Origin of the sequence: Agrococcus sp. TF02-05, from assembly GCF_017565345.1 — a bacterium.
Classification (GTDB): Bacteria; Actinomycetota; Actinomycetes; order Actinomycetales; family Microbacteriaceae; genus Agrococcus; species Agrococcus pavilionensis.
This window is the reverse complement of sequence record NZ_JAGEKO010000010.1, coordinates 19,086-40,206: the sequence shown is the minus strand read 5'-3', so window position 1 is coordinate 40,206 and position 21,121 is coordinate 19,086. Positions and strand designations below refer to the sequence as shown.

The 21,121-nt window shown below is 72.4% G+C and carries 20 protein-coding genes and 1 tRNA gene; 5 read left to right on the top strand and 16 right to left on the bottom strand.

The annotated features are described in order from the left end of the window. Positions 1–53: 53 nt before the first annotated feature. Positions 54–1,949 carry a heavy metal translocating P-type ATPase gene (locus JQT67_RS10635; protein WP_208064641.1) on the top strand — a complete coding sequence of 632 codons (1,896 nt, stop codon included), beginning with the start codon at positions 54–56 and terminating at the stop codon, positions 1,947–1,949. A gap of 3 nt (positions 1,950–1,952) precedes the next feature. On the opposite strand, the gene surE is transcribed toward JQT67_RS10635, so the two are convergent. The 5 genes from surE to JQT67_RS10610 are packed head-to-tail and all read right to left on the bottom strand — an operon-like array spanning position 1,953 to position 6,279. Then, positions 1,953–2,708 carry a 5'/3'-nucleotidase SurE gene (surE, locus tag JQT67_RS10630; RefSeq protein ID WP_021009877.1) on the bottom strand — a complete coding sequence of 252 codons (756 nt, stop codon included), beginning with the start codon at positions 2,706–2,708 and terminating at the stop codon, positions 1,953–1,955. Continuing rightward, a complete protein-coding gene (locus JQT67_RS10625; RefSeq protein WP_208064640.1) occupies positions 2,708–3,646 on the bottom strand; it encodes a 1-phosphofructokinase family hexose kinase in 939 nt (312 codons plus the stop codon). The genes surE and JQT67_RS10625 overlap by 1 nt, the downstream gene beginning before the upstream one ends. Before the next feature lie 31 nt (positions 3,647–3,677). Further along, positions 3,678–4,502, bottom strand: a complete 825-nt coding sequence (locus JQT67_RS10620; protein WP_307864304.1) for an ABC transporter permease — start codon at positions 4,500–4,502, stop codon at positions 3,678–3,680. Beyond that, on the bottom strand, positions 4,499–5,344 hold the full coding sequence (locus JQT67_RS10615) for an ABC transporter permease (protein ID WP_031223346.1): 846 nt from the start codon (positions 5,342–5,344) through the stop codon (positions 4,499–4,501). Before JQT67_RS10615 ends, JQT67_RS10620 begins: the two co-directional genes overlap by 4 nt. 8 nt (positions 5,345–5,352) lie before the next feature. Next, positions 5,353–6,279 carry an ABC transporter ATP-binding protein gene (locus JQT67_RS10610; protein WP_031223345.1) on the bottom strand — a complete coding sequence of 309 codons (927 nt, stop codon included), beginning with the start codon at positions 6,277–6,279 and terminating at the stop codon, positions 5,353–5,355. Between the two features lie 188 nt (positions 6,280–6,467). Between JQT67_RS10610 and JQT67_RS10605 the strand changes: the two genes are divergently transcribed. From JQT67_RS10605 to JQT67_RS10595, 3 genes are read left to right on the top strand one after another with little or no spacing between them, the layout of a single operon-like run. Then, the gene (locus JQT67_RS10605) at positions 6,468–6,671 is read left to right on the top strand and encodes an AsnC family protein (RefSeq protein ID WP_208064638.1); all 204 of its coding nucleotides are present in this window, start codon (positions 6,468–6,470) and stop codon (positions 6,669–6,671) included. A 28-nt stretch (positions 6,672–6,699) separates the two neighbouring features. Further along, complete coding sequence (locus JQT67_RS10600; RefSeq protein WP_208064637.1) at positions 6,700–8,487, top strand: ABC transporter ATP-binding protein; 1,788 nt, start codon at positions 6,700–6,702, stop codon at positions 8,485–8,487. A gap of 13 nt (positions 8,488–8,500) precedes the next feature. Next, positions 8,501–9,526 carry a nitronate monooxygenase family protein gene (locus JQT67_RS10595; RefSeq protein ID WP_208064636.1) on the top strand — a complete coding sequence of 342 codons (1,026 nt, stop codon included), beginning with the start codon at positions 8,501–8,503 and terminating at the stop codon, positions 9,524–9,526. A gap of 49 nt (positions 9,527–9,575) precedes the next feature. On the opposite strand, the gene JQT67_RS10590 is transcribed toward JQT67_RS10595, so the two are convergent. From JQT67_RS10590 to JQT67_RS10545, 10 genes are all read right to left on the bottom strand, one after another. Beyond that, the gene (locus JQT67_RS10590; RefSeq protein WP_021009871.1) at positions 9,576–10,499 is read right to left on the bottom strand and encodes a carbon-nitrogen hydrolase family protein; all 924 of its coding nucleotides are present in this window, start codon (positions 10,497–10,499) and stop codon (positions 9,576–9,578) included. A gap of 22 nt (positions 10,500–10,521) precedes the next feature. Continuing rightward, positions 10,522–11,847 (bottom strand): MFS transporter, encoded by a 1,326-nt coding sequence (locus JQT67_RS10585; RefSeq protein ID WP_021009870.1) that lies wholly within the window; start codon positions 11,845–11,847, stop codon positions 10,522–10,524. A 144-nt stretch (positions 11,848–11,991) separates the two neighbouring features. Then, positions 11,992–13,464, bottom strand: coding sequence for an NAD-dependent succinate-semialdehyde dehydrogenase (locus tag JQT67_RS10580; RefSeq protein WP_021009869.1), 1,473 nt, complete (start codon positions 13,462–13,464; stop codon positions 11,992–11,994). A gap of 10 nt (positions 13,465–13,474) precedes the next feature. Beyond that, complete coding sequence (locus tag JQT67_RS10575; protein ID WP_208064635.1) at positions 13,475–14,710, bottom strand: alpha/beta fold hydrolase; 1,236 nt, start codon at positions 14,708–14,710, stop codon at positions 13,475–13,477. Further along, positions 14,707–15,504: an N-acyl homoserine lactonase family protein gene (locus tag JQT67_RS10570; protein WP_208064634.1), complete on the bottom strand. Its 798-nt coding sequence runs from the start codon at positions 15,502–15,504 to the stop codon at positions 14,707–14,709. The genes JQT67_RS10575 and JQT67_RS10570 overlap by 4 nt, the downstream gene beginning before the upstream one ends. A gap of 8 nt (positions 15,505–15,512) precedes the next feature. Then, on the bottom strand, positions 15,513–15,932 hold the full coding sequence (locus JQT67_RS10565) for a carboxymuconolactone decarboxylase family protein (RefSeq protein ID WP_021009866.1): 420 nt from the start codon (positions 15,930–15,932) through the stop codon (positions 15,513–15,515). Further along, on the bottom strand, positions 15,929–16,828 hold the full coding sequence (locus JQT67_RS10560) for an NAD(P)-dependent oxidoreductase (protein ID WP_208064633.1): 900 nt from the start codon (positions 16,826–16,828) through the stop codon (positions 15,929–15,931). Before JQT67_RS10560 ends, JQT67_RS10565 begins: the two co-directional genes overlap by 4 nt. Next, complete coding sequence (locus JQT67_RS10555; protein WP_035254268.1) at positions 16,825–17,490, bottom strand: GntR family transcriptional regulator; 666 nt, start codon at positions 17,488–17,490, stop codon at positions 16,825–16,827. Before JQT67_RS10555 ends, JQT67_RS10560 begins: the two co-directional genes overlap by 4 nt. A gap of 74 nt (positions 17,491–17,564) precedes the next feature. Continuing rightward, on the bottom strand, positions 17,565–19,772 hold the full coding sequence (locus JQT67_RS10550) for an MMPL family transporter (RefSeq protein WP_208064632.1): 2,208 nt from the start codon (positions 19,770–19,772) through the stop codon (positions 17,565–17,567). Between the two features lie 119 nt (positions 19,773–19,891). Next, on the bottom strand, positions 19,892–20,464 hold the full coding sequence (locus JQT67_RS10545; RefSeq protein ID WP_208064631.1) for an isochorismatase family protein: 573 nt from the start codon (positions 20,462–20,464) through the stop codon (positions 19,892–19,894). 58 nt (positions 20,465–20,522) lie between these two features. Here JQT67_RS10545 and JQT67_RS10540 point away from each other — a divergent pair, with 58 nt between their 5' ends. Then, on the top strand, positions 20,523–20,915 hold the full coding sequence (locus JQT67_RS10540; RefSeq protein ID WP_208064630.1) for a VOC family protein: 393 nt from the start codon (positions 20,523–20,525) through the stop codon (positions 20,913–20,915). Positions 20,916–20,959: 44 nt separating this feature from the next. Here the strand turns inward: JQT67_RS10540 and JQT67_RS10535 are convergent. Then, positions 20,960–21,035, bottom strand: a tRNA-Thr gene (locus JQT67_RS10535). Positions 21,036–21,121 lie beyond the last annotated feature (86 nt).

The window sequence follows — 21,121 nt, the reverse complement described above, 5'->3', positions numbered from 1 at the left end:
AGGGAAGCTTCGCCTCGCTGGCACCGCCGCCTGTCGCGGGCCACACTGAGGGCATGCTGTGGCTCGGTCGCGCGGCGCGACGCTATCCCCTGGTCGCCATCACCGTGCTCGTCGGCGCCGCGGCGACCGTCGCCGCCGCGCTGGGGGCGGGCGACGCCGCGCGCTGGCTGTGTATCGCGTGGGCCGCGGTCGTGGTCGTCATCCAGGGCGTCGGGATGGTGCGCGACGTGCTGCGCGGCCACTGGGGCCTCGACATCCTCGCGATCACCGCGATCGTCGCGACGCTGCTCGTCGACGAGTACGTCGCGGCGATCATCATCGTGCTCATGCTCACCGGCGGCGAGGCGCTCGAGGACTACGCGGCAGGGCGCGCGAAGCGCGAGCTGACGGCGCTCCTCGAGCGGGCACCGCAGCGGGCGCACCGCGAGCTGCCGGACGGCGAGCTCGAGGACATCGGCGCCGATGACGTGCGCGCGGGCGACGTGCTGCTGCTGCGCCCCGCCGAGATCGTGCCCGTCGACGCCGAGCTGCTGAGCGAGCACGCGGTGGTCGACGAGTCGTCGCTCACGGGCGAGAGCCTGCCCGTGGAGCTCACGGCGGGCGACCGGCTGCTGAGCGGGTCGGTGAACGCCCAGCTCGCGGTGCGGATCCGGGCGACGGCGACCGCCGCCGAGAGCCAGTACCAGCGCATCGTGCGGCTCGTCGAGGAGGCCGCCGAGAGCCGCGCGCCCGTCGTGCGCCTCGCCGACCGCTACGCGGTGCCGTTCACCGCGGTCTCGCTGCTCATCGCGGGCATCGCGTGGGCCGTGTCCGGCGATCCGGTGCGCTTCGCGGAGGTGCTCGTCGTGGCGACGCCGTGCCCGCTGCTCATCGCCGCGCCCGTCGCGTTCATGGGCGGCATGAGCCGCGCGGCGCGGCACGGCATCATCGTCAAGGGCGCGGGCGTGCTCGAGCAGCTCGCGACGGCGCGCACGGCGGTGTTCGACAAGACGGGCACGCTCACGGGCGGCGCGCCGACCGTCGAGCGGGTGCTGCCCGCGGCCGGCGTCGACGACGACGAGCTGCTGGCCCTCGCCGCCTCGGCCGAGCAGTACTCGTCGCACGTGCTGGCCAGCTCGGTCATGCTCGCTGCGCGTGAGCGCGGCCTCGAGCTGCGCGAGGCGCGCAGCGCGTCGGAGGAGGCGACCTTCGGGGTCGTCGCCGAGATCGACGGCCGCCGCGTCGTCGTGGGCAAGCTCGCGTTCGTGCGCGAGCACGCCGCGGATGCGCGGGAGGCGAGCCTCGAGAGCGGCGAGCTCGCGATCTACGTCGCGGTCGGCGACCGGTTCGCCGGAGCGATCATCGCTCGCGACCCGGTGCGCCCGGAGGCCGCCGCCACGATCGCCGCGCTCGACGCCGTCGGCATCCGGGAGACGGTCATGCTCACGGGGGATGCCTGGCCGACCGCCCGGCACGTGGCCGATGAGCTCGGCATCACCGAGGTGCGCGCCGAGTGCCTGCCGGCCGACAAGGTCGAGGCGGTGCACGCGATCGAGCGGCGACCGGTGCTCATGGTCGGCGACGGCGTCAACGACGCCCCGGTGCTCGCGGCAGCGGATGTCGGCGTGGCGATGGGCGCGCGAGGCGCGACGGCGGCGAGCGAGTCGGCCGACGTCGTCATCACGCTCGACGACCTCTCGCGCACCGCCCTCGCGGTGCGCATCGGCCGCGACACGAAGCGCATCGCGCTCCAGAGCATCTGGCTCGGCATCGCGATCAGCGTCGCGCTCATGCTCGTCGCCGCGTTCGGGATCATCCCCGCCACCGCGGGCGCGCTGACCCAGGAGGTCGTCGATCTCGTGACGATCCTGTGGGCGCTGCGGGCAGTGAGCAGGCCGGGTGATCCTGCCGTGCCGCGGCGCGCGAGCACGGCGTCGGCACCGGCCGATCGCGCGCCCGTCGCGCGCTGACCCCTACCCGGCGGGCGAGCCGAGGGTCGGCACGGCCGTCACGGTCGCCAAGCCGGCCGCGAGGCGCTCCATGTCGGAGCCGGGTGCGTCGTCGGCGCGGTGCTGCCGGATCGCGAGCCGCACGTCGTCGCCGTCCTGCTCCGTCATCGTCGTCTGCACGATCCCGAACGGCGCGAGCGGTGCCTCGACGAGCTCGACGCCGTCGGGCGCGTCGACATCCGGCGCGTTGAGGTTGAGCACCGTGCCGGCCGGCGCGGCGAGCAGGTCGGGCAGCACGCGCGCCGCGACCGCGGCCGCGGTCTCCCAGTGCTCGCCGCCGCCCTCGCGGAGGCCCACGTCGAGCGAGACGGCGAGCGCTCGCACGCCGCCCTGGCCCGCGGTGAGCGCGGCGCCGACCGTGCCGGAGTGCAGGATGGCGCTCCCGACGTTCGCGCCGCGGTTGATGCCGCTCAGCACGACGTCGGGCACGGGGCCGAAGGCGCCGTGGAGCGCGAGCAGCACGATGAGCGCGGGGGCCGCGTGCACCGCGTGCGCCTCGGCGACGCCCGGCAGCTCGCGCCGCTCGGTGTGCACGACGCCCCTCCCGCCCGCGGCGGTGACGGCGGTGCCCTCCGTGGCGATGATGGATGCGCTGGCACCCGAGTGCTCCTCGGCGGGCGCGGCGACGACGACATCGAGCCCCGCTTCCGCGGCGACGCGCGCGAGGGCCGCGAGGCCCGGGGCGTCGATGCCGTCGTCGTTCGTGATCAGGGCTCGCATCAGTCCTCCTCCTGCTCCGGCTTGATCGGCTGCAGCTCGACCCGCACGGCGATCGCCCGGATGGCGTCGGCGTCGCCCGTGCCGAGGCCGCGGCGCGTCGCGTTGACCGCTCCCGCGGCGGCGCCGAGCCGGATGGCGTCGGCATGGCTCCCGCCCTCCGCGAGCACCGCGGCGACCGCGGCCGTGTAGGAGTCGCCCGCGCCGCGCGTCTCGACCGGCTCGAGCTCCGGCGCGACGACGCGCCACGCCCCCTCCTCGCCGACGACGAGCGAGCCGGCATCGGCGCGCGTGATCGCGACGAGGCCGATGCCCTCGACGGCGAGCTTCCGGGCGGCGCGCAGCAGCTGCCGCTCGTCGTCGCCGTCGTCGACCCTGCCGTCCTGCTCGAGCTCCTCGTGGCTCACCTTGAGCACGTCGACGCCGCCCTCGAGCGCCGCCTCGAGCCGCGGCCCGGCGAGGTCGACGAGCACGGGCACGCCGAGCTGCCGCACGTCGCTCGCGAGCCGCCGGTAGGCGTCGGGCTCGAGCATCGCCTCGCCCTCGGGGCCCGAGAGGATGACGAGGTCGGCCTTCGGCGCCTCGCTCAGCGCGGCGGAGTAGAGCGCGTCGAGCTCGTGCCGGGCGAGCGGCTCGCCCTCCGCCTCGACGATCGGCTCGCGGTCGTCGTCGCGGCGGTCGTGCACGTACGCCGGGCCGATCGCGTCGCGCTCGATCGCGACGACGTCGAAGCCCTCGCGCTCGAGCAGCTGCCGCACCACGAGCCCCGTCTCCCCCGCCACCGAGCACACGACTGCGACGTCGACGCCGAGCGACCGCAGCATCCGCCCCTGCCACACGCCCTGGCCGCCGACGTGCACGTGCACGTCGGGAGCGCCGCGGAACTCCTCGATCGTGACGGTGAGCAGGGGTGCGGGGGCGAAGATGAGCACTCGAGCCATGGCGCCCCAGCGTAGGGGCGCTCGCTGGGCGTCAGCGCAGGAAGAGGGCGCGCAGCCTCGCGGTCGTGAACACGAGCCCGACGAGGATCATGACCGCGAAGTACGCGAGGTGCAGCAGGATCGACGGCTGCACGAGCCCGGTCGTGAGCTGGCGGATCATGTCGACGCCGTGCCAGAGCGGCAGCGCCTGGATGACCCACTGCACGCCCTGCGGGTAGACCTCGATCGGGAAGAACGTCGCCGAGAGCAGGAACATCGGCATCATCACGACCCACACGTAGTCGAGGTGCTGGAACGTCTTCATGTAGCTCGTGATCGCCATGCCGAACGACGCGAACGCGAAGGCGATGACGAGCGCCGCGGGGATCCCGAGCACGGCCGTCCACGCGAGGTTGAGCCCCATGAGCGTCGTGACGAGCATGAAGCCGCTCGCGTAGAGGAGGCCGCGGAAGAGCGCGAGCAGGATCTCGCCGAGCGCGACGTCGAGCGGGCCGAGCGACGTCGAGAGCATCTGCTGGTAGAGCTTCGCGTAGTTCATCTTGAAGAAGACGTTCATCGTCGAGTCGTAGACGGCGCCGTTCATCGCGCTCACGGCCATGAGGGCCGGTGCGATGTACGCGGCGTACGGCACCTCGGTGCGGTAGAACTCGACGCCGCCGATGAGCGCGCCGAGCCCGATGCCCATCGAGAGCAGGTAGAAGACCGGCTCGAAGAAGCCCGTCACGACGATGAGCCAGTTGTTGCGCGCGATGACGCGCAGGCCGCGGGCGACGACCGAGCGCGTGTTGCCCGCGTAGATGCCGCGGAGCGGCCCGCGCACGGTGGGCGCCGGGGCCTCGAGCAGCAGCTCGCTCACTTGTCGAGCCGCTTCGCGAAGGTGCGGATCGAGAGCAGGCAGCAGACGACCGCGATCGCGACGAGGTAGCCGACGTGCACGAGCAGCATCATCGGCTCGATCGCGGCGCCGTAGAGCGCCGTGCGGCCGAGCTCGACCGCGTGCCAGAGCGGCGAGATCCAGCCGATCCACTGCAGCAGCAGCGGCAGGGTCTCGAGCGGGAAGTAGGTGCCCGAGAAGAGTGTGAGGGGCACGACGACGAACCGCTCGATGAACGAGAGCTGGCCCCGGTCATCCGTCTGCGTCGACACCCACGACATGACCGCGAACCCGAAGGCGGTCGCGAGCAGCAGCCCGATGCCGATGAGCACGAGCGCGCCGCCGACCGTGCCGAGCTGTAGCACGATCATGACGACCGCGAACGCGGTGAGCGGCAGCAGCACGCGCACGAGCACCGAGAGCTGGAAGCCGAGCACGATGTGCGCGGCCGAGATCGGGGTGCCGCCCATCGAGAAGAACATCGGGAACCACTTGAAGCCGCCGAAGACGCCGTAGGTGTTCTCCTGCGCGGCGGTCTGCATCGCCGCCGCGAGCGCGAGCGCGGGCGCGACGAAGACGATGTAGGGCACGCCGTCGACGCCCTGCTCCCCTTGGTTCGCGTCGACGAGCATGCCGAGGCCGAAGCCGAGGCCGACGATGTAGAGGAAGGGCTCGCCGATGCCGAGCCCGACCCACGAGAAGACGTACGAGCGCATGGCGCGGATGCGGTGCTCGGCGACGAACCACCAGCCCCACGTGCGCGAGCGGCGGGCGACCGCGCCGTGGTCGACGCCGCCGGCATCGGCGAGCGTGCGCGTGGGCATCGACTCGCTCATTCGATCAGCGACCTTCCCGTGAGGCGGAGGAAGACGTCCTCGAGGCTCGAGCGCCGCACGAGGCTCGTGATGGGGCTCAGCCCGCGCTCGTGCACGGCCGACATCGCGGCCTCGCCGTCGTGGTCGTAGACGAGCACGCGGTCGGGCAGCACCTCGATGCGCTGGCCGATGCCGGCCATGGCCTCGGCGGCCTGGGCGTTGCGGGCCGAGCCGAAGCGCACCTCGAGCACCTCGCGCGTCGAGTACTCGCGGATGAGCGCGGCCGGGCTGCCCTCGGCGACGATCGTGCCCTTGTCGATCACGACGAGCCGGTCGCACAGCTGCTCGGCCTCGTCCATGTAGTGCGTGGTGAGCACGAGCGTCGTGCCCTCCTCCTTGAGCCGGAACAGCCGGTCCCACAGCACGTGCCGCGCCTGCGGGTCGAGGCCGGTCGTCGGCTCGTCGAGCAGCATCGCCTTCGGCGCGTTGATGAGGCCTCGCGCGATCGTGAGGCGCCGCTTCATGCCGCCCGAGAGCCCGTCGACGCGCGCCGTGCGCTTCTCGGTCAGCTGCGCGAACTCGAGCAGCTCTTCCGAGCGTCGCTTGACGTAGTCGAGCGGCAGCCCGAAGTAGCGGCCGTAGACGATGAGGTTGTCGACGACCCGCAGCTCCTCGTCGAGCTGGTCGGCCTGCGGCACGATGCCGAGCTGCGCCCGCACCTCGGGCCCGTGCGTCTCGGGGTCGAAGCCGAGCACGCGGAGGTCGCCCGCCGAGCGCGTCGACGTCGCGGCGATCATCCGCATCGTCGTCGACTTGCCCGCGCCGTTGGGCCCGAGGAAGCCGAACGCCTCCCCCGGCTCGATCGCGAAGTCGATCCCGTCGACTGCGGTGAAGTCGCCGTACTGCTTGCGGAGTCCGGTCGCCTCGATCACGGGTGCTGGCACGAGACCCCACAGTAGACCGTGCCGCGGACATCCCGGTCGGCCGGGCGACGGTCCGCCTACCCGCCTGTGCAGCGCGAGCTGCCCGCCCCGCTCCGCTCCGCGCATCCTTCCGTCTCCCAGTCGCCGACGGCTCGTTGCGCGTGTCAACGCAGGTTGACGCAACCTGCCATGTCAACTACGGTTGACGCATGGACGAGGTGACGGTGACCGGGGAGCAGCCCCGCGGGGTGCTCGAGCAGCTTGCGGCGCTCGCCGCGACGCGGCGCGCGCTCGAGCGGGAGGAAGCGGCGCTCGCGAGACGCGCGAGAATGGAGGGGTTCGCCTGGCAGGCGATCGCCGATGCGCTCGGCGTCAGCCGCCAGGCGGTGCACAAGAAGCACGGCAAGCGGTGACGGCCGCGCACGACGACGGAAGCGAGACATGAGCGAGCGACGCGGGATGCTCCGACGCCGGGGCGACGACGGGCCGCGCGCGAGCGTCGGCGAGCTGCTCCCCTACCTCTTCCCCAAGAAGGGGCTGCTCGCGGGCGCGATCGCGCTCTCGGTGCTCGGCGCCGGCTTCGCCCTCGCTCAGCCGCTCATGGCGCAGGAGCTCATCGCGCGCGTCGAGCAGTCGCGTGCGCTCGAGTGGCTGCCGTGGCTGCTGCTCGCGGTCGTCGTGATCGGCGCGATCGTCGACGGCTTCCAGCACTTCCTGCTGCAGGTGCTCGGCGAGCACGTCGTGCTGCGCACACGCCGCACGCTCGTCGCCTCGATGCTGCGGCTGCCGATCGCCGAGTTCGACGCGCGCCGGGTCGGCGACCTCGTGAGCCGCGTCGGCAGCGACACGACGCTGCTGCGCGCGGTGCTCACGCAGGGGCTCGTCGAGTCGATCGGCGGCGTGCTGACGCTCGTCGGCGCCGTCATCGCGATGCTCATCATCGATCCGCTGCTGCTCGGCCTCACCGTGCTCGTGCTCGCCGTCGCGATCGGCGCGATGCTCGTCGTCATGCCGCTCCTCACCCGCGCCTCCGGCGCCGCGCAGGAGCAGGTCGGCCACCTCACGAGCGCGCTCGAGCGCGCGATCAGCGCCGTGCGCACCGTGCGGGCGGCGGGGGCGACCGCGCGAGAGGTCGACGCGATCGGCGACCGCGCGGGCGACGCCTTCCGCGCCGGCGTGCGGGTCGCCCGGATCTCGGCGCTCGTCGTGCCGATCTTCGGCATCGCCGTGCAGCTCGCGTTCCTCGTCGTGCTCGGCGTCGGCGGCCTGCGGGTCGCGACGGGCGAGATCGCCATCTCGCAGCTCGTCGGATTCCTGCTGTTCCTGTTCCTCATGATCATGCCGCTCGGCCAGCTCGCGGGCGCGATCTCGGCCGTGAGCGTCGCGCTCGGCGCGCTCGGCCGCATCCAGGAGATCGTGCGGCTCCCGTCCGAGGCGGATGCGGATGCGCGCATCGCGCTCGAGCCGCGCCCGGGCGCGCCCATGGTCGCGTTCGAGGGCGTCACCTTCGCCTACCCCTCGGCCGACGAGCCGCGCACCGTGCTCGAGGACGTCTCGTTCGAGGTGCCCGCCGGCTCGCGCACCGCGCTCGTGGGCCCTTCGGGCGCGGGCAAGTCGACGACGTTCGCGCTCGTCGAGCGCTTCTACGACGCGACCGCCGGCCGCGTGATCGTCGGCGGCAGCGACGTGCGCGACGTCGATCGCGAGAGCCTCCGCTCGCTCATCGGCTACGTCGAGCAGGACGCGCCCGCGCTCGCCGGCTCGCTGCGCGAGAACCTGCGGCTCGGCGCGCCCGACGCGACCGACGAGCGGCTGCTCGAGGCGCTCGACGCCGTCAACCTCGGCGACCTCGTCGGCCGCTCGCCGCGCGGTCTCGACACTGAGGTCGGCGAGGCGGGCGTGCTGCTCTCGGGCGGCGAGCGGCAGCGGCTCGCGATCGCCCGGGCGCTGCTCGCGGCGACGCCCGTGCTGCTGCTCGACGAGTCGACCGCCAACCTCGACGCCCGCAACGAGGCGTCGCTCAAGGCCGCGCTCGACGTAGCGAGCGAGGGCCGCACGACGCTCGTGATCGCGCACCGGCTCGCGACGGTCGTCGACGCCGACCAGATCGTCGTGCTCGACGGCGGCCGCGTGCTCGCGCGCGGCACCCACGAGGAGCTGCTCGACGCGTCCCCGCTCTACCGCGAGCTCGCCGCGCACCAGCTGCTCGCCCCCGCCGCACTCGACTGATCGGAGGACGCCCATGGCCGCACCCGCCCTGCTCGACTCGCGCCTGCCGATCGTGGCGGCGCCGATGGCCGGCGGACCGACCTCGACCGCGCTCGCGACCGGAGCGGCTCGGGCGGGCGCGTTCCCGTTCCTCGCCGCCGGCTACAAGACGACGGCGGCCATGGCCGCCGAGATCGAGCGGATGCGCGAGCTGGGCCTGCCGTTCGGCGTCAACCTGTTCGTGCCGGGCGAGCAGGCCCGGGACGCCGCGGCCCTCGACGCGTACGCGCAGCGCATCCGTCCCGAGGCGGTCGCGCTCGGCGTCGACCTCGGCGTGCCGCCCGCTCGCGACGACGACGAGTGGGACGCGAAGGTCGCGCAGCTGGTCGCGCACCCGGTGCCCGTCGTGTCGCTCACCTTCGGGCTCCCGTCGCGCCGCGACATCGGCGCCCTGCAGGCCGCCGGCACCCGCGTGCTCGCGACGGTCACGACGGCAAGCGAGGCGCGAGCCGCCGCGGAGGCGGGCGTCGACGGACTGATCGTGCAGGGCACGGACGCCGGCGGCCACTCGGCCACGCACGACCCGGGGCGCGCGCTCGAGCCCGTCGCGACGGAGCGGCTCGTGCGCGACGTGCTGGTCGCCGCCGAACTGCCCGTCGTCGCCGCGGGCGGGGTCGACGGCCCCCGCGCGGTGCAGGGGCTCCTCTCGGCCGGCGCCGTCGCGGTCGCGGTCGGGACCCTGCTGCTGCGCACCGACGAGGCCGGCACGTCGCCGACCCATCGAGCGGCGCTGGCCGATTTGCGCTTCGACGAGACGGTCATCACGCGCGCCTTCACCGGGCGGCCGGCTCGCGCGCTGCGGAACGCCTTCATCGATCGCCACGGCGCCGAGGCGCCGCTCGCCTACCCCGCGGTCCACCACCTCACGCGCGAGCTGCGTCGCGCGGCGAGCGCGGCCGGCGATGCCGATCGCCTGCACCTGTGGGCTGGCAGCGGCTACCGCAGCGCCCGCAGCGGACCGGTCGCCGACGTCATCCGCTGGCTCGCCGGATCCGCCTGAACCGACGCGACGAGGCCGCCCCCGCTGCGGGAGGCGGCCTCGATCGCGCTCAGGACGTGAAGCGCACCGATTCGGTCGGCGCGGTGTTCACCGTGAGGCTGAACACGTCGGGCCGCGCGTAGTGGCCGACGGCGTCGAAGTCGAGGTGCGATCGGACCTTGGCCGCCTGATCGATCTCGGCGTACAGGATCGCCTCCTCGTCGAACACCGGGCCGGCGAGCACGCTACCGCTCGGGTCGATGATGACGCTGCCGCCGCGCATGAGGGTGTCGCCGCCCGGCAGCTCGTACTCGACGGGGTGGTCCGCCGGGAAGGCGTCCCTCATGATCACCTGGCAGCTCGAGAGCACGAAGGTCCGGCCCTCGATCGCCACGTGCTGCATGGTCGACTGCCAGGTCGGGCGGTCGTCCGCGGTCGGCGCGCAGTAGATCTGCACGCCCTTCGCGTACATCGCCTGCCGCATGAGCGGCATGTAGTTCTCCCAGCAGATGACCGTGCCGACGCGGCCTCCGGGCGTCTCCATCGTGTCGAGCGTCGAGCCGTCGCCGAAGCCCCAGACGAGGCGCTCGGTCGCGGTGGGCATGAGCTTGCGGTGCTTGCCGACGAGGCCCGCCGCCGGGTCGATCATGAGCGCGGTGCAGTAGAGGGTGTTGCCGAGCCGCTCGATGATGCCCATCACGAGGTGCACGCCGTGCTCGGCGCTCGCGCGCTCGAGCCGGCCGACCTCCTCGCCGTCGAGCGCTATCGCGCCCGAGACGTAGCGCTCGTACTCCACGCGCCCGGCGTCCGTCCGCGTCCCGATCGCGGTGCCGAAGGACGTGCCCTTCGGGTAGCCGCCGATGAACGCCTCGGGGAAGACCGCGAGCTCGCCGCCGTTCGCGGCCACCTCGGCGATGAGGCGCTCCGCCTTCGCCGTCGCCGCGTCGGCGTCGAACGGGACCGATGCAGCCTGCACGACCGCGACCTTGTACATGATGGAGCTCCTGTCTTCTCGATCAGCCGCGCGAGATGTCGCGGCCCTTGGTCTCGGGCAGCAGCGGCCACAGCACGGCGAGCGCGACGATGCCGACGGCGATGACGTAGAACGCCGGCGAGATCAGCAGACCGGTCGCTGCCACGAGCGAGGCCGCGATGAGCGGGCCGGGGCCGGCGAGCAGCGCGTACGCGACGTTGTAGCCGATCGCCGAACCGGTCGCGCGCACCGACGCGGGGAACACCTCGACGAGCAGCACGTTGTTCGTCACCGCGGCCGCCGCGACGAAGAGGGCGAAGGGCACGAGCCCGACGATCACGAGCCACGGGTTGCCGGTGTTCATGAGGGCGAACGCCGGGATGGCCCAGATCACGAGGCCCGCGATGCCGATGTGGTTCACCGGCTTGCGCCCCCAGCGGTCGGCCGCCATGCCCATGAGCGGGTTGAAGATCACGTAGATGACCATGACGACGGCCGTCGCCCACAGGGCCTCGAAGCGCTCCATGCCGACCGCGCCGGTGAGGTGGTTGTTGGCGTACGTGACGAGGTAGTAGAGCGCGACGCCGAAGATGCCGGCGAAGGCGAGGGTCATGACGAACGCGCGCGCCTTGTCGCCGCGGCTCGTGTGCTCGATCTCGTTGGCCTTGCGCTTGCGCTCGAGCTCCTCGTAGACCGGGGTGTCCTCGAGCTTGCGGCGGATGTAGACGGCGACGACCGCCATGAGGAACGAGGCGACGAACGGGATGCGCCAGCCCCACGACTCGAGGGCGGACTGCTCCATGACGGCGGTCAGCAGCACTGCGGTGAGCGTGCCGACGAGGAACGCGAGGCCGGCCGTCGCGGTGATGAGGCTCGCGTAGAGCCCCCGCTTCCCGGCGGGCGCGCTCTCGCCGATGTAGGCGGCCGCGCTCGTCCACTCGCCGCCGACCATCATGCCCTGCAGCAGGCGCAGGATGACGACGATGATGGGCGCCGCGATCCCGATGGCTGCGAACGACGGCACGAGGCCGATGAGCGCTGTGATGATGCCCATCCCCATGACGGTGATGATGAGCACGGCGCGGCGACCGAGCCGGTCGCCCATCGGGCCGAGGAACAGGGCGCCGATGGGGCGCGAGAGGAAGCCGACGGCGAAGACGGCGAGGGCGGAGAGCATCTCGGCCGTGGGGTTGCCGGACGGGAAGAACTGCGCACCGATGATCGCGGCGAAGTAGCCGTAGATGGCGAAGTCGAACCACTCCATGAAGTTGCCGATGCCGACCGCGACCATGCGCTTCCGGCGATCGCTCTTCGAGAGCTGGCGGATGGTTGGCGTGCCGATCTCCTGATCGACGGTGTGCTGCGACATGTGATCTCCCTTGGTCCACTCGCGCGGTGTGATCACATTATCGTCATACGGTAATACTGTCGAGCCGGCTTCGCGGCGGCGCACGAGAGAGGGCGAGCGGTTCCCCGCTCGCCCTCTCTCGTGCCGCCGTGCGGCCCGTCGCCGCTAGGCGAACGGGTTGGGCATGAGCGTGTACTTCGTCTCGAGGTACTCGTGGATGCCCTCGGCGCCGCCCTCGCGCCCGAGGCCCGACTGCTTGACGCCGCCGAACGGACCGGCCGCGTTCGAGACGACGCCGACGTTGAGCCCCATCATGCCGGTGTCGATGAGGTCGATCATCCGCTGGCCGCGCTTCGTGTCCTCGGTGAAGACGTAGCCGACGAGGCCGTACTCGGTCGCGTTCGCGAGGCGCACGGCGTCCTCCTCGGTCGAGAAGCGCTGGATCGCGACGACCGGGCCGAAGATCTCCTCGATCGAGACGGCCATGTCGGGCGTGACGCCGTCGAGCACGGTCGGCTCGAAGAACGAGCCGGGGCCGTCGATCGCCTTGCCGCCGGTGACGAGGGTCGCGCCGTCGCCGACCGCCGACTCGACGAGCCGCACCGCGTTGTCGACGGCCTTGTCCTCGACGAGCGGGCCGATCTGCACGCCCTCCTCGGTGCCGCGGCCGATCTTCATCGCCTTGACCGCCTCGCCGATGCGGCGCGAGAACTCGTCGGCGACCGACTCGTGCACGATGAAGCGGTTGGCCGCGGTGCAGGCCTGGCCGATGTTGCGGAACTTCGCCAGCAGCGCGCCCTCGACCGCCTTGTCGAGGTCGGCATCCTCGAAGACGACGAACGGCGCGTTGCCGCCGAGCTCCATCGACGACTTCAGCACGTTGTCGGCGGCCTGCTTCAGCAGCTGCACGCCGACCGGGGTCGATCCCGTGAACGAGACCTTGCGCAGGCGCGGGTCGGCGAGCAGCCGCTCGGAGAGCGCGCCGGTCGACTTGGTCGTGATGACGTTCACGACGCCCTTCGGCAGACCCGCCTCCTCGAGCAGCGCGACGAGCGCGAGCGTCGTGAGGGGCGTGAGCGTCGCGGGCTTCACGACCGCGGTGCAGCCCGCGGCGAGCGCCGGGCCGAGCTTGCGGGTCGCCATCGCGAGCGGGAAGTTCCAGGGCGTGATGAGGAAGCACGGGCCGACGGGGCGGTGCGTGACGATCATCTGGCCGGTGCCCTCGGGCGTCATGGAGTAGCGACCGTCGATGCGCACGGCCTCCTCCGAGAACCAGCGCAGGAACTCGCCGCCGTAGGCGACCTCGCCGCGGGCCTCGGCGAGCGGCTTGCCCATCTCCATCGTCATGAGGAGCGCGAACTCCTCCTTGCGCTCCTGGAGGAGGTCGAAGGCCTTGCGCAGGATCTCGCCGCGCACGCGCGCGGGCGTCCGGGCCCAGGAGTCCTGCGCCGCGACGGCCGCGTCGAGCGCGCGCACGCCGTCCTCGACCGAGCCGTTCGCGATCTCCTTGATCACCTCGCCGGTAGCGGGGTCCCTGACCTCGATCGTGCCCTGCTCACCGTCGACCCATTCGCCGCCGATGAAGAGCTTGCCGTGGATGCCGTCGAGCACCTGCATCTCGGTGGTGGTCGCGCTCATGCGAACTCCTTCAACTGGTTGTGTCCATCGTATCCGCCGGGGGTCGCTCGCTCCGGAGCACGCGAGCGATCGCCCGCTCGAGGTGCGGCGCGAACGCCGCGGGGTGCTCGGCGTGCGGGAAGTGGCCGAGCTCGGGCATGAGCTCGAACGACGAGTTCGGGATGCGGTCCGCGAGCTCGCGAGATGCGGCTGGTGGCACGCTCGTGTCGAAGGCACCCGACAGCACCGCGACGTGCGGCGACTCGGGCGTGAGCAGGTGCTCGACCTCGTCGAGATCCCACTGCTGGTATCCGGTGATGTCGGCGTCGTAGACGCCGTAGGCGCCGGACGAGTAGCCCCACCACACGCGGTCGCGGTGCTCGAGCGGCGAGGCCGGGTTCATGAGCCCGTAGGTCCACTCGGGCACGTGGAGCGCCTGGTTGACGACCGCGGAGCGGAGCGCCGGCGTGCTGCGGCCGCGCACGCTGGGGCCGGCCTGGCACGAGACAGCGCCTGCGAAGCGGTCGGGGTGCAGCGCGATCGCCCGCACGACGGCCGCGCCCGCCATCGACGGGCCGAGCAGGATGGGCCGCCGCAGGTCGGCGACATCCGCGATCGCGACGATGAGCTGGGTGTACGTCGCGGGATCGAGCCGGTACTCGAGCGGATCGACGCCGGGCACGGGCGTCGACTTGCCGTGCCACGGGAGGTCGACGGCGATGAGCTCGAAGCGGTCCGTGACATCGGTCTCGGCGACGAGCCCGTGGTACTGGCTCGAGTCGCTGCCGGCGGTCGCGAGGCACAGCACTTGCGGGCCGGTGCCGGCGCGCTCGACGAAGACGTCGGATGCGCCCTGCGGCCCGTCGATGCGCACGTACTGCCCGCGCAGCGACAGCGGTCGGCGCTCGGGGGCCCGGGGCGCGGCGGCCGCCGGGCGGATCGCCTCGACGATGCGGCGCACGAGGTGCAGGTGCTGCGCGAAGGCGAGCTCGTCGCCCTCGACGCTCGCACGGCCGTCCCGCACGAGTGCGAGCACGTGCTGATCGCCCGCGCTCGGCTCCGCGGCGAGCAGCGCCGACCACGCCTCGTCCGCCATGGCGATCGAGCAGTCGGCGGCTCTGCCCGCGGCGACGCGCCCGTCGTGGAGGCGGAGGACGTGCTCGCCGCTGCTGTCGCGCAGCGCGATCGTGACGTCGGCACCGCGGCTCGCGGCGGCGAGGCGCGCGTCGGCGCGGCAGCGCTCGACGACGTCGGCGGGCAGGCTCACGCGCGCCGGCCGATCACGCCGGCGAGCCCCGGCAGCGGCTCGCCGAGCGGCTCGAGCCCATCGAGCGTGCCCGCATCGTGGCCCGTGAGCACGAGCGCTGCGTCCGTCTCGCGGATCCGATCGAGCACGCGGTACGACTGCGGCACGTCGGCCATCGACACGAACGGCATGTCGCGCTCGAGCTCCTCGACGAAGTGCGCCGCGTCGCTCGCGATCAGCACCGTGCCGGCGCTCGTGGCGACCGACACCATGGCCTGGCCCGGGGTGTGGCCGCCCACCTCGACGAGCTCGACCCCCTCGGCGATCGTCGCCGTGTCCGAGAAGGGGCGGAGCCTTCCCTCCGCCTCGGCGCGCAGCAGCTCCTCGATCTCGGCGGGATCGCCGAAGTGCGAGAAGAGCGGCCGGTCGGCGACGTCGCTCGTCCAGAAGTCGAGCTCTGACCGGGCGATGTGGATCTCCGACGACGCGAACGCCGGCAGGTTCCCGATGTGGTCGTAGTGCGCGTGCGTCACGACGACGGGCACGCCGGAGCCCGGCTCGATCCCGAGGCGCCGCAGCGCATCCACGGGGTCGATGAGGATCTCGCGGCCGCGCGCGGTCGCCCCCGCCTCGGAGTACCCGGTGTCGACCACGATGGCCTCATCGCCGCGGCGGAGCACCCACAGGAAGTAGTCGAGCCGGAACGGCCCGTCGTCCTCCCCGTAGAAGGCGTAGTTGAGGAAGACCTCGCTGCGTCGGGTGCTGCGCGTGCCGTGGCGGATGACCACGACCTCCCACGGCTCGTGCGATGCCATGGCGCGAGCTACTCGCCCGAGCCGGAGCCGCCCTCGTGGACGGCGACGGTCGGCTCGATGCCATCGGCGCCGACGACCTCCCGCCATGCCTCGAAGCCGGTCTGGAACGCGACGATGCCCGCCTCGGGCAGGGCGATCTCGATCGCCTCGAGGATCTCGGTCGGCGTGAGGCCGAGGTCGAGCGCGACCCGGATGTGCGACTGGATGTGGCCCTTCGAGGCGCGCATGACCGTCAGCGAGACGATGAAGATGAGCTCCTTCGTCTTGCGGTCGAGCGTGCGCTGGTCGAGGTAGGCGGCGGAGACCATGTGGTTCGCCGCCTGCAGCACCGGGAAGTCCTGCTTCGCCATCACCTTGTGGTAGTCGAGGACGTAGCCGCGCTTGCGCGCCATGTCGTCGATGTACTCCTGCGGGTCGATGTCCGTCATCGTGCGTGCCCTTCGTCGATGGAGATCCCGGTCGTCCGCGTGTACACGCGCGCGATCTCGGTGTGGTCTGCGTGCTCGCCGAGCGCCGATCGGCCCTCCGAGAGCGTGTCGAACGCCGCGCCCGTGACCGGTGCGAATCCGACCTCGTCGGCCATGCGCCTCGCGATGCCCATGTCCTTGAGCATGAGGTCGTACGCGAACTTCGAGGCGTACGTGCCGGGCAGGATGTGCTGCGGGAACTTGACCTGAGTCGCCTGGCTCATGCCGGTCGAGGCGTTGAGCACCTCGATCATCGCCGCCGGCTCGATGCCGAAGTGCTTCGCGATGAGCACCGCCTCCGTCGCGGCCGCGATGTTCGTCGCGCTGACGAGGTTGTTGAGCGCCTTGGCCGCGTGGCCGGCGCCGGCTGGCCCGACGTGGACGATCGAGCTGCCGACCGTCTCGAGGTGCGGCATGGCGCGCGCGACCGCGTCGTCCGTGCCACCCGCCATGATGGTCAGCTCACCCGTCTCGGCCTTCGCGATGCCACCGGAGACCGGCGCGTCGACGTAGTCGACGCCGCGCTCCCCCGCGGCGGCGGCGAGCGACCGCGTGCTCCCGGGCTCGCTCGAGCCCATGTCGATCACGAGCGACCCCGCGGGCAGGCGCTCGAGGAGCGCGCCCTCGCCGGTGAGCGCATCCTCGACGTGGCGGCTCGTCGGGAGCATGAGGATCACGACGTCGACGTCGGCGCCCTCGCTCGCGAGGTCGGCCACCGGCCGGGCGCTCGAGCCCTCGACGACCGCCGAGACGGCGTCGGGGAACACGTCGAAGACGTGCGTCTCGAACGCCTCCGCGTGGAGTCGCGCCATCGGCGCGCCCATGCGCCCGAGGCCGAGGAAGAGGGTGTGGCTCATGCGATGTCCTTCGCGCGGGTGCTGAGGTGGTCGAGGGCGATGCTCGATGCGGCCATGACGTGCGCGACGGAGAGCCGGTAGGCCGCCTCCTCGTCTCGCCGCGCGATGGCGTCGACGACGGCGCCGAGCTCGGCGCGCATCGCGGCCTGCCGGTCGGGCGCACCGAGGGTCACGGCGCGCAGCTGGCTGATGCGCGCCTGCACGTTGGCCAGCTGCTCGCCGATGATGTGGTTGCCGCTCGCGGCGATGAGCGCGACGTAGAAGCCGTTCTTGATGGCCAGCAGCGCGTCGATCTCGTCGGGGCGCTGCTCCGGGATCGAGTCGAAGGCCGCCTGGAGCGCGGCGATCTGCGCGTCGTCGGCGTTGCGCGCCGCGAGCCGCGCGGCGGTCGCCTCGAGCGCCGCGCGCACCTCGTAGAGCTGCCGGGCCTCGTCGAGCGTCAGCTCGGCGACGACCGGGCCGACACCCGGCTGGATGCGGATGAGCCGCTCGCTCTCGAGCTGCCGCAGGGCCTCGCGCACGACGGTCCGGCTGACGCCGAGGCGCTGCTCGATCGCCTTCTCCGTGATGCGCGCGCCCGGCACGAGCTCCCCGCGCACGATCGATGCGCGCAGCACCTCCACCGCCTGCTCCCGCAGGGGCGCAGCCTTCCGTTCCAGCATCGACGCCGCCTCTCGCTCACCCCAACCGTATTATCGTCATACGATCGGCGCAAGCCGCGACCGCGTACGCGAGGTCAGCGCGACGCGGTGGCGCTCACCTCCGAGTCCGATCGGTCCGCCGCGGGAGTGCGCGGCTCCTTCGCGAGCTTCGACGGCCACCAGGTCTTCGGCCCGATCTCGAGTGCGAGCGCGGGCACGAGCAGCGAGCGGACGAGCGTCGTGTCGATGAGCACGCCGAGCGCGACGATGATCGCGAGCTGCAGCAGGAACAGCACCGGGATGACGCCGAGCGCCGCGAAGGTGGCCGCGAGCACGACGCCCGCCGAGGTGATGACACCGCCGGTCACGCGCAGGCCGCGGAGCACGCCCGCGCGGTGGCCGCGCTTGCCGACCTCCTCGCGCACGCGGGTCATGAGGAAGATGTTGTAGTCGACGCCGAGCGCGACGAGGAACACGAATGCGAACAGCGGCACCGCCGGATCCATGTCGGGGATCACGAGCCACTGCAGGATGATCGCGCCGACGCCCAGCGCCGTGTAGTACGACAGCACGGTCGTGGCGAGCAGCACCGCCGCAGCCACGATCGAGCGCAGCAGCACCATCAGGATGAGCCCGATGACGAGCAGCACGATCGGGATGATGACGGCGCGGTCGCGCGAGGATGCGTCGTTCGTGTCGATCGCGGTCGCGGTCGTGCCGCCGACGATCGCCTCGTCGGTGACGTCGTGCGCCGCCTCGCGGATCTCGCGCACGACCTCCTGCGCCTCGTTCGAGTCAGGAGCGTCGACGAGCGTCGCCTGCAGCAGCACGCTGCCGTCGACGACGGTCGGCTCGAACGCCGCGAACGGCGACGCGGGATCGGCCGGCCACGGGAGCGTGCCCGAGGGCGAGTCCTCGCTCGCGAGCGCGAGGCTCTCGACGCCGTCGATGTCGGCGACCGCCTCGGCGACCGCGTCGAGCTCACCCTCGGGCGTGACGATCTGCGTGGGCGTGCCGGAGCCGCCCGGGAAGTGCTCCGAGAGGAGCGCCTGGCCGTCGCGAGCCTCCGACTCCCCCACGACGAAGTCGCTCGACGGCACGCCCTCGGCGCGCAGCTGCGTGACGCCGAGCGCGCCGGCGCCGAGCACGAGCGCCGTGACGATCCACACGGAGCGGGCGCGACGGTCGACGAGGTTCGAGACGGCGCCCCACAGGCCCTTGCCGTCGGGCTTGACGCGCGGCTTCTCGGGCGTCGGCGCGACCGGCCAGAAGGCGACGCGGCCGAACGCGAGCAGCAGCGCCGGCAGGAGGGTGAGGCCGGCGAGGATCGAGGCGGCGATGCCGATCGCGGCGACGGGGCCGAGCTGCTGGTTCGAGACGAGGTCGCTCAGCAGCAGGCACAGGAGGCCCGCGATGACGGTGCCGCCCGAGGCGATGATCGGCTCGAACGAGCCCTTGAGCGCCGAGAGCGTCGCCTGCCACCTCGACTGCGTCTGCCCGAGCGCCTCGCGGAAGCGAGCCGTGTAGAGCAGGCCGTAGTCGGTCGCCGCGCCGACGACGAGGATGAAGAGGATGCCCTGCGTCTGCCCGCTGAGCGTGAGCACCTCCGCCTTCGCGAGCTCGAAGACGACGAGGATCGCGAGGCACAGCGCGGCCACCGAGGTGAACAGCACCAGGATCGGCAGCAGCGGCGAGCGGTAGACGATCACGAGGATCACGAGCACGGCGCCGAGGGCGACGAGCAGCAGCAGCCCGTCGATGCCGCCGAAGGCCTCGGCGATGTCGGCGGTGAAGCCCGCCGGTCCCGTGACCTTCGACTCCACGCCCGCGCCGAGGTCGGTGTCGGCCACGAGCGCGCGCAGCTCGCCGACGAGGTCGCCGACCTCGCCCGACTCGCCCGAGCTGTCGAGGAGCGCCACGATCTGCGCCGCCTGCCCGTCCTCGCTCGGCACGACGGGCGATGCCTGGACGACGCCCTCGAGCCCGGCGATCTCCTCCTGGAGCGCGGCGATGGACTCGACCGCGCTCGCTTCGAGCTCCTCGTCGGACGCCGCGACCACGATCGCGGGGATCTCGTCGTCACCGAGGAACTCGCCGAGCTGCTCCTGCACGAGCGTCGACTCGGCGCTCGAGGGCAGGAAGCTCGTCTGGTCGTTCGAAACGACGCTCGAGAGGCTGCCGAAGGTCGGGCCGCCGATGCCCGCGGCGGCGAGCCAGCCGAGGATCAGGACCGCGGGCAGCAGGACGCGCAGCCACCGGGGGACGCGGGAGGACGAGGAGCGGGGCGTGGATCGTGTGGACACTTAGCCAGTCTATCTGTTAGGCGGTCTATGTAAAGCCAGGACGCGAAGATCTCTGTCAGGGTGCCCCGCAGAGCGGCAGCACCAGCCAGCCTATATGTAGTGAGACTACAGATCTGACCTCAGTGGCGGCGCGTGACCTGCACGCCGCCGTCGCGCATCTCGTCGAGGGCGGTCTGGCGCGTCTCGGGCGAGACCGCCGACGTGAGCGCGTCGATGACGGTCACCGAGATCCCGGCCAGCGCCGCGTCGAGCGCCGACGCCTTCACGCAGTAGTCGGTCGCGATGCCGACGACGTCGAGCTCGTCGATGCCCTGCTCCTCGAGCACCTCGCCGAGCGTCTCGCCGTCGTCGGTCGTGCCCTCGAACGCCGAGTACGCGGGCTTCCCCTGCCCCTTCTTGACGTGGACGTCGATCGCGAGGGCGTCGAGCGCGGGGTGGTAGTCGGCGCCGGGGGTGCCGGCGACGCAGTGCACGGGCCACGTGCCGACGAAGTCGGGCTGGCCGGCGGCGAAGTGGCCGCCGTTGTCGTTGTCGGCGTCGTGCCAGTCGCGGCTCGCGACCACGAGGTCGTAGGAGTGCGTGCGGAGGTGCTCCGTGATGGCGGCGGCGACCGCGGCGCCTCCCTCGGTGCCGAGCGCGCCGCCCTCGGTGAAGTCGTTCTGCACGTCGACGATCAGGATGCCCTTGGCCATGGCCCCAGGGTAGACGCGCTCCTGGAAGCGCGCCGCACCGCCTCCTAGAGTGGCGCCCATGGTGTCGCGCACGGCCAACTTCTGCTTCGACGCATCCGACCCGATCGCGCAGGCGCGGTGGTGGGCGCAGGTGCTCGACGACTTCGAGATCTCCTCCGAGGGCGCGTGGAGCGAGGCCGAGGCCGAGCTGCGCGGACCCGGCGGCCGCTGGCTCGAGTTCCTCAAGGTGCCCGAGCCCAAGGTCGTGAAGAACCGCATGCACATCTGCCTGCGCCCGGTCGGCACGACGTGCGACGCGGAGGTCGAGCGCATCGTCGGCCTGGGCGCGAGCGTCGTCGACGACCGGCGCGGGCTCGAGGACGGCGGATGGGTCGTGCTGGCCGACCCGGAGGGGAACGAGTTCTGCGTGCTCGCGACGCCGGCCGAGGAGGCGGGCATCGCCCGGGCGTAGCGGGCGGAGACGACGAAGGCCCCGCGACCGCGGGGCCTTCGTGCTGGTGCCGCCTCGGAGAATCGAACTCCGGACCTATTCATTACGAGTGAATCGCTCTGCCGACTGAGCTAAGGCGGCGTGCCGAGGCACGATCAACGATACTACCGCATGCCCGGAGCCCTCGACGAACGCTTGACCGACCCGCACGCGCTCCCCCAGGCTCG

Bases quoted from the DNA above. Each gene is read 5' to 3' on its own strand.
- JQT67_RS10635 (WP_208064641.1), top strand. From the start codon at position 54: ATGCTGTGGCTCGGTCGCGCGGCGCGACGCTATCCCCTGGTCGCCATC.
- surE (WP_021009877.1), bottom strand. From the start codon at position 2,708: ATGCGAGCCCTGATCACGAACGACGACGGCATCGACGCCCCGGGCCTC.
- JQT67_RS10625 (WP_208064640.1), bottom strand. From the start codon at position 3,646: ATGGCTCGAGTGCTCATCTTCGCCCCCGCACCCCTGCTCACCGTCACG.
- JQT67_RS10615 (WP_031223346.1), bottom strand. From the start codon at position 5,344: ATGCCCACGCGCACGCTCGCCGATGCCGGCGGCGTCGACCACGGCGCG.
- JQT67_RS10605 (WP_208064638.1), top strand. From the start codon at position 6,468: ATGGACGAGGTGACGGTGACCGGGGAGCAGCCCCGCGGGGTGCTCGAG.
- JQT67_RS10600 (WP_208064637.1), top strand. From the start codon at position 6,700: ATGAGCGAGCGACGCGGGATGCTCCGACGCCGGGGCGACGACGGGCCG.
- JQT67_RS10595 (WP_208064636.1), top strand. From the start codon at position 8,501: ATGGCCGCACCCGCCCTGCTCGACTCGCGCCTGCCGATCGTGGCGGCG.
- JQT67_RS10590 (WP_021009871.1), bottom strand. From the start codon at position 10,499: ATGTACAAGGTCGCGGTCGTGCAGGCTGCATCGGTCCCGTTCGACGCC.
- JQT67_RS10585 (WP_021009870.1), bottom strand. From the start codon at position 11,847: ATGTCGCAGCACACCGTCGATCAGGAGATCGGCACGCCAACCATCCGC.
- JQT67_RS10580 (WP_021009869.1), bottom strand. From the start codon at position 13,464: ATGAGCGCGACCACCACCGAGATGCAGGTGCTCGACGGCATCCACGGC.
- JQT67_RS10570 (WP_208064634.1), bottom strand. From the start codon at position 15,504: ATGGCATCGCACGAGCCGTGGGAGGTCGTGGTCATCCGCCACGGCACG.
- JQT67_RS10565 (WP_021009866.1), bottom strand. From the start codon at position 15,932: ATGACGGACATCGACCCGCAGGAGTACATCGACGACATGGCGCGCAAG.
- JQT67_RS10560 (WP_208064633.1), bottom strand. From the start codon at position 16,828: ATGAGCCACACCCTCTTCCTCGGCCTCGGGCGCATGGGCGCGCCGATG.
- JQT67_RS10555 (WP_035254268.1), bottom strand. From the start codon at position 17,490: ATGCTGGAACGGAAGGCTGCGCCCCTGCGGGAGCAGGCGGTGGAGGTG.
- JQT67_RS10545 (WP_208064631.1), bottom strand. From the start codon at position 20,464: ATGGCCAAGGGCATCCTGATCGTCGACGTGCAGAACGACTTCACCGAG.
- JQT67_RS10540 (WP_208064630.1), top strand. From the start codon at position 20,523: ATGGTGTCGCGCACGGCCAACTTCTGCTTCGACGCATCCGACCCGATC.